This is a genomic window from Nocardia higoensis, assembly GCF_015477835.1.
GTDB classification, from domain to species: domain Bacteria; phylum Actinomycetota; class Actinomycetes; order Mycobacteriales; family Mycobacteriaceae; genus Nocardia; species Nocardia higoensis_A.
Map to the genome: position 1 here is coordinate 2,915,070 of NZ_JADLQN010000001.1, position 11,817 is coordinate 2,926,886.

Annotated in this window: 13 protein-coding genes and 1 tRNA gene; 4 read left to right on the forward strand and 10 right to left on the reverse strand. The window is 68.7% G+C overall.

The window, feature by feature from the left end; all coding sequences use genetic code 11:
- Positions 1 to 142: 142 nt before the first annotated feature.
- The 5 genes from IU449_RS13205 to IU449_RS13225 form a co-directional block, all read right to left on the reverse strand.
- Positions 143 to 215: transfer RNA gene (locus tag IU449_RS13205), tRNA-Ala, on the reverse strand.
- Between the two features lie 78 nt (positions 216 to 293).
- Positions 294 to 1,775 carry a gephyrin-like molybdotransferase receptor GlpR gene (glpR, locus tag IU449_RS13210; RefSeq protein WP_195002069.1) on the reverse strand — a complete coding sequence of 494 codons (1,482 nt, stop codon included), beginning with the start codon at positions 1,773 to 1,775 and terminating at the stop codon, positions 294 to 296.
- Positions 1,776 to 2,066: 291 nt separating this feature from the next.
- Entirely contained in the window at positions 2,067 to 2,717 is a 651-nt protein-coding gene (locus tag IU449_RS13215; RefSeq protein ID WP_195002070.1) for a GNAT family N-acetyltransferase, read from the reverse strand.
- A gap of 42 nt (positions 2,718 to 2,759) precedes the next feature.
- A complete protein-coding gene (gene glp, locus IU449_RS13220) occupies positions 2,760 to 4,016 on the reverse strand; it encodes a gephyrin-like molybdotransferase Glp (RefSeq protein WP_195002071.1) in 1,257 nt (418 codons plus the stop codon).
- A 115-nt stretch (positions 4,017 to 4,131) separates the two neighbouring features.
- Positions 4,132 to 5,121 (reverse strand): UTP--glucose-1-phosphate uridylyltransferase, encoded by a 990-nt coding sequence (locus tag IU449_RS13225; RefSeq protein ID WP_228803954.1) that lies wholly within the window; start codon positions 5,119 to 5,121, stop codon positions 4,132 to 4,134.
- Positions 5,122 to 5,202: 81 nt separating this feature from the next.
- Here IU449_RS13225 and IU449_RS13230 point away from each other — a divergent pair, with 81 nt between their 5' ends.
- The 4 genes from IU449_RS13230 (at position 5,203) to mscL (ending at position 7,571) form a co-directional block, all read left to right on the forward strand.
- Positions 5,203 to 5,799, forward strand: a complete 597-nt coding sequence (locus tag IU449_RS13230) for a 5-formyltetrahydrofolate cyclo-ligase (RefSeq protein WP_195002072.1) — start codon at positions 5,203 to 5,205, stop codon at positions 5,797 to 5,799.
- 70 nt (positions 5,800 to 5,869) lie between these two features.
- Entirely contained in the window at positions 5,870 to 6,217 is a 348-nt protein-coding gene (locus IU449_RS13235) for an FmdB family zinc ribbon protein (protein WP_195002073.1), read from the forward strand.
- A 189-nt stretch (positions 6,218 to 6,406) separates the two neighbouring features.
- Positions 6,407 to 7,051 (forward strand): SAF domain-containing protein, encoded by a 645-nt coding sequence (locus IU449_RS13240; protein WP_195002074.1) that lies wholly within the window; start codon positions 6,407 to 6,409, stop codon positions 7,049 to 7,051.
- 112 nt (positions 7,052 to 7,163) lie between these two features.
- The gene (gene mscL, locus IU449_RS13245; RefSeq protein ID WP_195002075.1) at positions 7,164 to 7,571 is read left to right on the forward strand and encodes a large conductance mechanosensitive channel protein MscL; all 408 of its coding nucleotides are present in this window, start codon (positions 7,164 to 7,166) and stop codon (positions 7,569 to 7,571) included.
- Between the two features lie 77 nt (positions 7,572 to 7,648).
- Here the strand turns inward: mscL and IU449_RS13250 are convergent, their stop codons facing one another.
- The 5 genes from IU449_RS13250 to IU449_RS13270 form a co-directional block, all read right to left on the reverse strand.
- Positions 7,649 to 8,326, reverse strand: a complete 678-nt coding sequence (locus IU449_RS13250) for an MspA family porin (RefSeq protein WP_195002076.1) — start codon at positions 8,324 to 8,326, stop codon at positions 7,649 to 7,651.
- 66 nt (positions 8,327 to 8,392) lie between these two features.
- Positions 8,393 to 9,067 carry an MspA family porin gene (locus tag IU449_RS13255; protein ID WP_195002077.1) on the reverse strand — a complete coding sequence of 225 codons (675 nt, stop codon included), beginning with the start codon at positions 9,065 to 9,067 and terminating at the stop codon, positions 8,393 to 8,395.
- 522 nt (positions 9,068 to 9,589) lie between these two features.
- Positions 9,590 to 9,778, reverse strand: a complete 189-nt coding sequence (locus IU449_RS13260; RefSeq protein ID WP_195002078.1) for a hypothetical protein — start codon at positions 9,776 to 9,778, stop codon at positions 9,590 to 9,592.
- Positions 9,775 to 10,266, reverse strand: a complete 492-nt coding sequence (locus tag IU449_RS13265) for a MogA/MoaB family molybdenum cofactor biosynthesis protein (RefSeq protein ID WP_228804624.1) — start codon at positions 10,264 to 10,266, stop codon at positions 9,775 to 9,777. The genes IU449_RS13260 and IU449_RS13265 overlap by 4 nt, the downstream gene beginning before the upstream one ends.
- A 107-nt stretch (positions 10,267 to 10,373) precedes the next feature.
- Positions 10,374 to 11,723, reverse strand: coding sequence for a S1C family serine protease (locus IU449_RS13270; RefSeq protein WP_195002079.1), 1,350 nt, complete (start codon positions 11,721 to 11,723; stop codon positions 10,374 to 10,376).
- Positions 11,724 to 11,817 lie beyond the last annotated feature (94 nt).

Below are 11,817 nucleotides of genomic sequence, written 5' to 3' on the forward strand. Positions count from 1 at the left end.
CGCACACTTCGACCGAAGCAGAACGGGACCGCGCCTCGATCAGGCGACGGTCCCGCGGTGGTGGATCATGTCGGGCTGTACTTCAGGGCCTTCACGCTTCAGGGCCTTGACTTCGGCCCATCTTGTGGTGAACCCTCCGGGGTGGAGCTAAGGGGAATCGAACCCCTGACCTTCTCGATGCGAACGAGACGCGCTACCAACTGCGCTATAGCCCCGTGCGGCTCCTGCGAACCGCGCTGTGACACTGTATCAGGCGGACGGTCCGGATACCGAATCGCCCGCCTGATCTGCGATTATTCTCCCGCCGCCTGCCTGCGCGAGTCGGTGCCGGTGCGCCGGCGCAGAGCCCGCGCGGTGGCCGGGTCGAAGGGTTCGAGGTGCTCGAAGAGCGGATCCTCGTCGTCCACATCGAGCAAGGACGAGCGGCGGCGCAGGGCACGCGCGGTGGCGCGATCCATGCCGCCGGTGGCGATCCTGACCCGTTCGTCGGCGCTGAGTTCCTGCTCGTCGAACTCGTCGTCGTCCTCGGCTTCGCGGTGGCGGCGACCGAGGCGGGCGGCGCGACGCCTGCGGATCTCCTCCTCCATCCGCACCTGCTTGCGCAGATAGGCGAGATAGGCGCCGAGCACGAATATCGACAGGCCGCTGCCCCACCAGAACATCGGGCTGATGATCAGTCCGAGCGCACCGGTCATGAGGGCGGTCAGCATGAGCGCGAGCACGGCGCGCTGACGGAAGGTGTATCGGGCGGCGCGGGCGATCGCGTCGGCCTCCGGATCGTAACCCCCGCGCCCGCGCCGGGTCGGCACGAATTCCGGTTCCGGATCGTCGGATCGGACCTCGTGAGTCTGCTGATCCCGGGTCTCGAAGTCGCTGTCCGCTCCGTGGTCCGCGTCATCGGAATCGGACTCGGAATCGGCATGGTGACGCTCGGATTTCCGGCGATCCGCGCCGCGGCGACCCGAACGACGCCGGTCCGAGCGACGGCCGTCGTTGCCGCGTCGATCGGAATCGGCGTTCCCGGCCCCCTCATCGGCGTACTCGCCATCGGCGTCGGGATCGTCGTCGGCGTCCCTGGAGTCGCCGTAGCCGGGATCGGGCGCTCGCACGGGCGCGGTGGAGCGAGCCGGTGGAATACGGGCCGTGATCTGTCGCGTCCCGGCGCGCGCGGTCCGCCTCGCGTCCTCGGCCTCGATGTCGCAGCCGTCGGCCTCCACGACCTCCGCGTCCTCGACATCACCGGTGTCGGCGACATCATCGGCGTCATCGGCTGCGCCGATGCCCTCGGCGGCATCGTCGGGGCCGAGATCGGCGTCCTCGGCGGCGGTTCGGGTGGCGCCGCCGCGACGGATGGTGCGCTCGCGGCGCGGGCCGTCGTCGGTGTCGTCGATATCGACGGGATTGCGCTCCCGGCCCTCCTCGGACGAATCCGTATCGCGCACCGACGCATCGGCGCGAGCGGAGCGGGACGACGCGGCCCGTTTACCGCGCCGGTCGTCGGTGGCCTCGTCGAGGAATTCGGCGAGGTCGTCGGAAACTTTCTCGTCGGCCGGTATGGTCATCCGGTCCTCCGCATCATCGCTGTGGAAACGCTTTCTCCGCACTCGGTTCGGTCGATAGCGCAGCCGCCGTTTGGAGCCGCCGCGATGCAACACTCTGGTCGCGAGCGCGGCGTCGGTCGTCTGCCGGATTCTGGGGTGCCGGTCGGCGAGAATCGGGAACAGGACGAAGACCCAGAGCACGACCAAGCCGATCCACAGGATCGAATTCGGCATCAGACCGTCACCTCCGTCCCCACCAGTTCAATCCTTTCGGGCTGTCCGTTCAGCAGTGGCGTCGCTCGCGAACGGCACACCTCCGACGTCGGTAGGTTAATTCGCTCGGAGGTGGTGATCCCGCAGGCGCGCCGTGCACACGGGTCACACCTGTCACAATGCCACCACCACGAGAGTAGGCGTGAACCCGAATCCGACGCGAGCCGGAATTACCGCCTGAATGCAGAACAGAACGATACGACGCGCGATGATTCGCCTACCAGCACGATTCGCCTACCAGCACGATACGGCTCAAGGCAGCACGATACGGCCCGCGCGGGCCAGCCGCTCGACAACGGTGCCGCCCAATTCCTCGACGGTGATACCCACCAGCAGATGATCACGCCAGGCGCCGTCGACGTCCAGATAACGCCGCAGCAATCCTTCTTCCCGGAATCCGCAGTGGCGCAGCACCGCCTGGCTCGCCAGATTCTCCGGCCGGACGGTGGCCTCCACACGATGCAGTCCGACGGGCCCGAAACAGTGGTCGAGGCCCAGCGCCAGCGCAGCCGTCGCCACGCCCTGCCCGCTGCGATCCTTGGCCACCCAATAACCGATCCAGGCCGAACGCAGCGCGCCGCGCACGATATTGCCGACGGTCAGTTGTCCCGCGAACGCACCGTCGACTTCGATGGCGAACGGGATCATCGCGCCCCGACGCGCCTCGGCTTTCAGGCTCGACCACAGCGAAGGCCAATTCGACGCGTGGTTGCGCGCCTCCCAGCTGCCGCGCCCGGTCGGCTCCCACGGTTCGAGATGCTCACGGTCGCGCAGTCGCAGTCTGCTCCACGCGGCGGCGTCGCGGAATCGCACCGGCCGAAGTGTCACCGCACCGGCGGCCACGTGCACCGGACCGAGGCGGGCGGGCCATCCAGGATGCTGCGTGGCCCGGAATACGTTCATACTCTCCATAGTTCAGTCATGCCCCGAAGCTGCGCGGCCGAGTCAGCCACGCTGGGACAGGAAGGCGACCTGTACCTCGTCCCCGGTCCGGAAATCGGTGTCGTCCGGTTCGACGATGATCAGGCTGTTCGCCTCTGCCAGAGTCGCCAGCAGATGCGAGGATCCCGCCGCACCGCCCAGCGGCTGCACCAGGTAGTCGCCGGTCGCCTCGTCGCGCATGAGCTGGGCGCGCAAGTAGCCCTTGCGCCCCTCCATCGAACTGATCGGGGTGATGGTCCTGGCCCGCACGATCCGGCGCATCGGATGCCTGCGCCCGAGCGCGATGCGGATCAGCGGCCGCACCATCACCTCGAAGACCACCAACGCGCCCACCGGATTCGAGGGCAGCAGGAAGGTCGGCACCTCGTCGCGGCCCAGCCTGCCGAAACCCTGCACCGAGCCGGGATGCATGGCGACCCTGGCGATTTCGAGTTCACCGAGCCCCTCGAGCGCCTCGCGCACCTGCTCGGACGCCCAACCGCCGACCGCTCCCGCGATCACCACGACTTCCGAGCGCACCAACTGCCCCTCGACCACGTCACGCAACCTGCGCGGATCGGTGCTGACGATGCCGACCCGGTTCACGTCGGCGCCCGCGTCCCGCGCGGCGGCGGCCAATGCGTAGGAGTTGACGTCGTAGACCTGGCCGGGACCGGGCGTCCTGTCGATATCGATCAGTTCTCCGCCGACCGAGATCACCGAGAGCCGGGGCCGCGGGTGCACCAGCACCTTGTCCTGGCCGACCGCGGCCAGCAGACCCACCTGGGCCGGGCCGATGATGGTGCCCGCGCGCACGGCCACGTCGCCGGGCTGCACGTCGTCGCCGACGCGGCGGACGTAATCGCCCGACCGCACCGGCTCGTACACCTTGATCCTGGCCCGGCCGCCGTCGGTGAAATCCAGCGGCAGCACGGCGTCGGCGAGGGTCGGCAACGGCGCGCCGGTGTCCACGCGCACGGTCTGGCGCGGTTGCAGCCGGATGGGCTGGCGTGAGCCCGCCACCACCTCGCCCACCACGGGCAGCGTGAGGTCGACGAGTTCGCCGTCCTCGTCGCGGATCTCGCTACCCGCGGCGGCCACATCGACACTGCGCACGGCGTAACCGTCGATGGCGGCCTGGTCGAAACCGGGCAGCGGACGCTCGGTGACGATGTCCTCGGCGCACAGCAGCCCCTGCGCCTCGGAGATCGCGACCCGGACCGGCCGCGGTGCGACCGCCGCCGCGGTCACCTTGATCTGCTGATCCTCAACCGAGCGCATCCAGCCCTTCCTGATCCTCTCCGCACCTGTTCACGGTCCGGCCCTCCCGGGCCCGGCCGTGATCGCCCGCCCCGCACATTGTGGTACCCGACCGCAGGCGCGCCAGGCGCGGCTCCTACTCGTCGGTCGCCAGTTGCGGATCCCAGTCCGAACTCAGCCGATGATGCAGCCACTCCCGCAGGGCGGGGCCGTATTCCTCCCGTTCGAGGGCGAAATCGACCGCTGCTCGAAGATAACCGCCCGGGTTGCCCAAATCGTGGCGCGACCCACGGTGGACGACCACATGTACCGGATGTCCTTCTTCGATCAGCAGCGCGATGGCGTCGGTGAGCTGCAATTCACCACCGGCGCCGGGCTCGATACGCCGCAGCGCGTCGAAAATCGCCCGGTCGAGCAGGTACCGGCCGGCCGCGGCGTAGGTCGAGGGCGCGTCGGCGAGTTCGGGCTTCTCCACCATGCCTTTGACACGCAGCACATTCGGGTTGACGGCGTCGGGCACCGGGGCGACGTCGAAGACGCCGTAGGCGCTGACCTCGTCCTTGGGAACGTCGATCGCGCACAGCACCGAGCCGCCGCGCTTGCGCCGGACCCGGCTCATCACGTCGAGCACACCGCAGGGCAGCACCAGATCGTCCGGCAGCAGCACGGCGACGGCGTCCTCGTCGTCGTCGAGCACACGCTCGGCCTGCGCCACGGCATGTCCGAGCCCGAGCGGTTCCTCCTGCACCACCGAGGTGACATCGAGCAGCGCGGGCGCCTTGCGCACCTTCTCCAGCAGGTGGAACTTGCCGCGCTCGGCCAGCGTGCCCTCGAGCACGAGGTCCTCGACGAAGTGCGCGACCACGCCGTCCTTGCCGGGCGAGGTCACGATCACCAGGCGCTGCGCGCCGGAATCGGCGGCCTCGGAGGCGACCAGTTCGATGCCGGGGGTGTCGACCACCGGCAGCAACTCCTTGGGCACCGTCTTCGTCGCGGGCAGGAACCGGGTCCCCAGCCCTGCCGCCGGAACGACGGCCGTGCGGAAACACGACGCCACTCCCTGCGAGGACACCGTGTCCGCCGGGGACACTGCGGCCTGCGCGGACTGTCCGGCCTTTGCTGTCATACGCCTACCCTATCCATCCATGACACCGCCGATGAACGTCGTCGCGACGATCCGGCTGCGGCTGAGCTTAAGGTGATCCCCATGGGGATGCCCCGTCAGCGCGACAAACAGACATGGCGTGAAGAAATTCTCGCTCGGCGGGCCGGCCTCGACCCGGCGCGGCACGCGGCGGAGGCCGCGGCCCTGGCCGCGGCGGTGCGCGAGCTGCCCGGCGACGGCGTCACCTGCGCGTACGTGCCGGTGCGCGGCGAACCCGGATCGACCGCCATGCTCGACGAGCTGCGGGCGCGCGGCGGTCGGGTGCTGGTGCCGGTGACCGGTGCGCCGGGAGCGCTGGCCTGGGGCGAGTACACCGGCGCGGGCGATCTGCGGCCCGCGCGCTACGGGTTGCTCGAACCGGCAGGCCCCGCACTCGGGCCGGAGGTGGTGGCCGAGGCCGATCTGATCCTGTTGCCCGCGCTGGCGGTGGACCGGCGCGGCGTGCGCCTGGGTCGCGGGGCCGGATACTACGACCGCACCCTCGGCGCGGCCGGGTCGCACGCCCGGCTGGTCGCGGTGGTGCGGGACGAGGAGTTCGTGGCGTCGCTGCCCGAGGAGGAGCACGATGTGCGGGTCGGCTGGGTTCTCACGCCCGGTGGCGGACCGATCCGGCTCGACCGCGACGAGTGCGGGGAATGACACACCGACTGGCGATGTTGGCACTGTCGGCGCTAGAGTGCTAGATCGACGGAAACTCGCGGAGGATGCTGTGCCAACTTACTCGTATGCGTGCACCGAGTGTGACAACCGGTTCGACATCGTTCAGTCGTTCTCCGACGATGCCCTGACCGTGTGTGAACAATGCTCCGGGAAGCTGCGCAAACTGTTCAATTCGGTCGGCATCGTCTTCAAGGGCAGCGGCTTCTACCGCACCGACAGCCGTGGCGGCGCGGTCCCCGCGGGTGATTCCGCCAAGTCCGACTCCTCGTCCGGCAGCTCGGATTCGTCGTCCAGTTCTTCGTCGTCCAGTTCTTCGTCGTCGAGCTCATCGTCGTCGAGTTCGTCGTCGAGCTCGACCTCGTCCAGCACCGCGACCACGAGCACCTCGGTCGCCTGATCTTCTTCGCCCGGACGTCCGACCGCGTGCGGCCGGTCCGCCCCGTTCAGACCATCGAGGCGCCCCCGCGCGCGCTCGCCACTGTCGCGTCGCGCCGATCTCCGGGTGATCCATCCCCAACCCGATAGTTGTCCCCAGTCGCCGGTACCGCCGGTGCGCCAGGCCGATTCGCGGCGATAGCGTCGCCGCATGCCCCGCCTGTTCAGCGATCTCGGTCGTGACTCCGTCCTGCGAACGCTCTGGTGGAACCGGCCGCCGTGGATCGACGCCGCACTCGCACGCCGTGTGCTGGCCGCCGCACTCGTCGTGGCGGCCGCCCTCCTGCTGGTGCGCGGCGATCCGGATGCGAAACGCGTTTCGGTCGTTCTCGCGAGCCGTGATCTGCCGCCCGGCGCCTCCCTCACCGCCGCCGACGTGACCACGGCGCCGCGAGAAGCGGGCTCCTTGCCGACGGGCGCCGTACGCGATCCGGGCGATCTGCTCGGCGCGACGCTCACCGGCGCGATGCGCACCGGTGAGGTGTTCACCGATCTGCGGGTCGTCGGTCCGCGACTGGCCGAGGTCGCCACCGGCGCGGCGGAGTCGCGCATCGTCCCGATCCGGTTGGCCGATACGGCGGTCGCGGGCATCCTGCGCGCAGGCGATCGGGTCGACGTGGTGGGCGCCGAGGAGCGAGCGCGCACGCTGGCGAAAGACGCCGCCGTGGTGCTCGTCGCCGAATCCGGAGAACGCGATCGCGCCGGGCCCGTGGTCCTGGTGGCCATGGACGCCGAACACGCCGTCGCGGTCGCGGCGGCATCGCTGCATACCGCTCTGACCGTCGTATTACATTGACCGACCGAGTTCGCCGGTCGATTGCCGATATCGTGAAATACGATCCCGATACGGCGGATGAGTATTTCGCCGAGCGCGACCGTTGGATTCATCCCGAAGAGGAGAACTCGGCATGCTCAAGGGTTTCAAGGATTTTCTGCTCCGCGGAAATGTCGTCGACCTGGCGGTTGCCGTGGTCATCGGCACCGCATTCGTGGCGATCGTCACCGCATTCAGCGATGGGATCATCAATCCGCTACTGGCGGTATTCGGTGACGCGAATGACATCGGGCTGGGTTTCCGATTGGTTGCCGACAACCCGGCCACGTTCGTCGCGGTCGGCCCGATCATCACCGCGGTGATCAACTTCATCCTCATCGCGGCCATCCTCTATTTCATTCTGGTGCTGCCATCGATCCAGATGAAGAAGCGTCGAGGCGGGGACGCGGAAGAGCCGCTCAGCGATACCGAACTGCTCGTGCAGATCCGCGATCTGCTCGCCCAGGGGCAGCAGAGCTCGGGCGGACGTCACGAGTTCTGATGCCCCGCAAGGGCTCTGGACAGCGAACGAGCCCGCCACCACGCGGTGACGGGCCCGTTCGAGTGGTTTCGTCCGGATCAGCCGAGGCTGAACGGCTGACCCCACAGGGTCACCGAGGTGATGACGTTGTCGGTCTCCACCTCGACATCGACGAAGGCGCGCGCCTGCGCGTAGCCGCCACAGCCGGACAGGCCGATGGTCGAGTCCGCCCAGGTCACCGAGCCGCTGTTGCCGCTGAAACCGTTGCGGGCCGAGTGGTCCTCACTGCCGAAGTCGTCGGCTTCCTCGAGATCGAGGAGGTAGAACTGCTGGGCCTGGCCGGGGCCGAGCGAGAGGTCGCCACCACCGTTCGCGCCGACACCGCCGGTGACCGTCTCGCCGCTCCAGTCCGCGCTGCCTTCCACGCCGCCGCCGACACCGCCGCCTGCGATATTGACCTGGCAGCCCACCACGTACCCGGGCTTGATCTTGCCGCCGATCTCATCGCTGACGCCACTGATCTCGACCTGCGCGCTGCCGGAGACCCAGGCGTTGCGATGCACCGGGGTGGAGCCCATGGACGGGCTGATCAGGGCAGACTCGCCGACCAGACGAACGGTGACGACCGTGCCGTCGGAGAGCGTCTTGACGATCTCGCCGCCGGGCAGGGGAACGAAGGTGTCGGCGTTGGCCGCGCCGGTGGAGAGCAGGCCCATGGTGATAGCGGCAGCAGCCCCGACCCCGGCCGCCCGCGCCGCATTCTTACGGTTGATCATGTATCCAATACCCTTCGAGGGTTGATTCGCTTGCGCGAGAAGTTTTTCGGTGTTTCTTGGGCGGCGTCAGCCGATGCTGAACGGCATTCCGTAGAGCGTGGTCTTCGAGTAGTGGTCGCCGATGATCTCGACGACGGTGTAGGCGCGCGCCTGGGCGTACCCCGCGCAGCCCTGGATCTCGATCTCCACGTCCTGGTACTCGACGGAGTAGACACCGGGCTCGGCGATGTCCTTGTAGTTGATCTGCACGAACTTCACCTCGCCGGGGCCGAGGCTCACGCCGAAGGAGCCGCCGAGGCCGCCGTCGCTCAGGCTCACCGAACCCGACATACCGAGGCTGATCGCGTCATCACCGATGCTGACCTGGCAACCGACGATGTAGCCGGTGTTCAGCTGGGAAATCCCGTGGGTCGACGAGTTGTTGGTGCCCGAGTCGCCGGTGGGGCCGTTGTTCGGGCCGGCTTCGCCTTCCGGCGTCACGGTGACATCGGCGGTCGCGTTTCCGGAGACCCAGACGACGCGCCCGGCGCCGTTGGCCGCCATCGACGGCGAAATCAGAGCACTCTCACCCGTACGGGTGATGGTGACGCCCGGTCCGACCTTCTCGCCGTCCGGCAACGGCACGAAGGTGTCGGCGTTGGCGGCGCCGGTCGAAAGCAGGCCCATGGCAACGGCCGCCGCCGCGCCGACGCCCACGGCGCGGGCGCCGTGACGCAGACCGTTGGTGCGGTTCTCGCTCATACTTCCCCTCATCAGGTTCTAACAGTCCGACCTCGACCATCGAGGTGGACAAGTGGTCCTCACAGGCCCAGCCCAGTCTGTCGCCTATTTGTTGCCGGTACGTAACCGGTTGTTATTTCGGCGCTACGTGGTCGGGACCGAAAAGCCACCTGGGACAGCGCTCGCCGCCTCCGGAGAAAGCGAGTTCTCGGCGGCGGATACGGCATCTCGAACGTTGTTCCGAGCGGAAGATTAAACGCTGGGTTAAGCGGCGGCAACGGTTGCAGAAAAAGCCGGTGCCCGTGATGTGAATCACATTCACTGACATCGCAATATCGCTTGACGTGCATAAATGCACTGTGCGGGGGGCGCGCGGTACGCACGCGGAGTCACCCGGCGAACTGTCGGCCCGAGCGATGCTCAACCGCCGCGACCAGCGACGATGAGATAGATCACAGATCGATACCGGAAAGGGGAACGGAAACGGTGAGAAGTTCCGTCAGCGGGAAAACCGCGCGGAAGAAGGGCATTCGCCGGGACGCGTCAACCGTGGTGCGGAGGCACCTGGGAGCGTAGCCAGTCGTCGCCGGACTCGGGGCGCTCGCGCGGATCGTCGCCCCGCTCGTCCGCGGTGGTGTCGGGCAAGGTGTCGCCGAAGATGCGCGCCAGGCGCGCGGCATCCCCGGCCCGGCGGCGTGCCGGGCGGGGATCGTCGGAGCGTTCTGCGGTCATTCCGCCAGACCGGACAGTTCGCCGATCACCTTGCCCGCCAGCGGGGTCAGCGTCGCCATCGCGTCGCGCACCGCCGCGCGAGTGCCGGGCAGATTCACCACGAGGGTGGAACCGGAGATGCCGGCCAGCCCGCGGGACAGGCCGGCGTCCAAGGATCCGGCGACCCGGCCGGAAGCGCGCAGCGCCTCGCTGATGCCGGGCAGCTCCCGGTCGAGCACCTGCGAGGTGGCCTCGGGAGTGACGTCGCGCGGAGACATGCCGGTACCGCCCACGGAGACGACCAGATCGACGCCGCCGATCACCGCCGTGTTCAACGCGTTGCGGATCTCCACCTCGTCGGCCTGCACCGACACCGAGGCGTCGACCAGGAATCCCGCCTCGGTCAACAGCTCGGTGACCAACGGTCCGATAGAGTCCACGCCGCCGTGCGCGGTCCGATCATCGACGACAACCACGAGTGCGCGACCTGCCACAGGATCGATTTCCATAGGGCTCACCGTAGCGCCTGCGTCGAGCAAGTCCTCGGCGGCGCTGGACAATTCCGGGCTCAGGCCGTCCAGCGCGATCATCCGCAGCCGGCCGCTGCGCGGGCCCGTCATCGTGCGCCCTCCGAGGGGGCGGCGGTGAGGGTGACCTCGACCGTGGTCGGGTTGTTGCCTTTGTCGTCGGTATAGGTGACCTTCACCTTGTCTCCTGGTTGCCTGGACCGGACGGCGGCGATGAGTGCCTCGCCCGAATCGATGGTGCGGTCGTCGAGCTCGGTGATGACCGCACCTGCCGGTATACCCGCTTCTGCCGCCGGTCCACCCGGTGTGGCCTCCAACACCAGAGCGACGCTGTCCTGCGGCCGTAACTTGATGCCGATCTGCGCGTAGGTGGCCCGTCCGGTGTCGATCAGTTCCTGGGCCACCCGGCGCGCCTGATCGACCGGGATGGCGAAACCGAGACCGATCGAACCGCTCTGCTGACCGCCCAGCCCGCTCGAACCGAGCGTGGCGATGGCGGTGTTGATGCCGATCAGCCTGCCCTCGTAGTCGACCAGGGCGCCGCCGGAATTGCCGGGATTGATCGCCGCGTCGGTCTGGATGGCATCGATGACCGGCTGCGGCGCGTTCGGATTGTCGGTGCCCTCACCGCTGGTGGAGACCGGCCGGTTGAGGGCCGAGACGATCCCCGTGGTGACCGTGCCCGCCAAGCCGAGCGGCGAGCCGACGGCGATGACCGGCTGGCCGACCTGCAGGCCCGCCGAGGCGCCCATCTCGATGGGAGTCAGATCGGTACGGCCCTCCACCTTGATCACCGCGAGATCGGAGACCGGGTCGGCGCCGACGATGCGCGCGGGCGCGCTGCTGCCGTCGGAGAAGCGCACGACGATGGAGGCGCCGGTACCGCCGCCGGAGGCGACATGGTTGTTGGTCAGGATCAGCCCGTCGGAGGACAGCACGACCCCGGAGCCCTCGCCCTCGGCGCGGTTGCTGGCCACCTCGATCATCACCACGCTGGGCAGCACCTTCTGCGCGACCGCCTGGGTCGAACCGGCGGGGGCGTTGGCGACAGTGCTGACGTCCGGCCGGGGCGCGTCCAGAGCGTTGGTCACCGACGCCCGGCCGTCGTCACGGGTCGCCACCACGCCGACCGCTCCGCCGATACCACCGCTGACCAAGGCCAGCGCCACCGCGCCGGCGATCAAGCCGACGCGCGCCGAGCGAACCGGACGCTGCGCGGCGGCAGGATGAACAGCCGAGCCGAGCGGCCCCGGGACCGGACCGGAGAACGGCTGGGTCGGATAGTGCCCGTAGCCCTGTCCTGGAAAGCCGCTGTGATCGGGGTGGGCCGCCGTCCCCGGGCCGGGCTGCCCGCCCGTGTGCTCGGTCGAGCCCGGACTCGTGATCGGGTGCGGCTGGTGGGGAGGCCGAAAGCCCCCTGGCTGGAAATCCTCCGTCATGGCGTACTCGTTTCTCCTCACGTCCACCGTCGAGCCTGCCCGCGACGGCTTAAAGCGAACTGAGACCCTGCTTGCAGTTATCCGAGAGTGACCG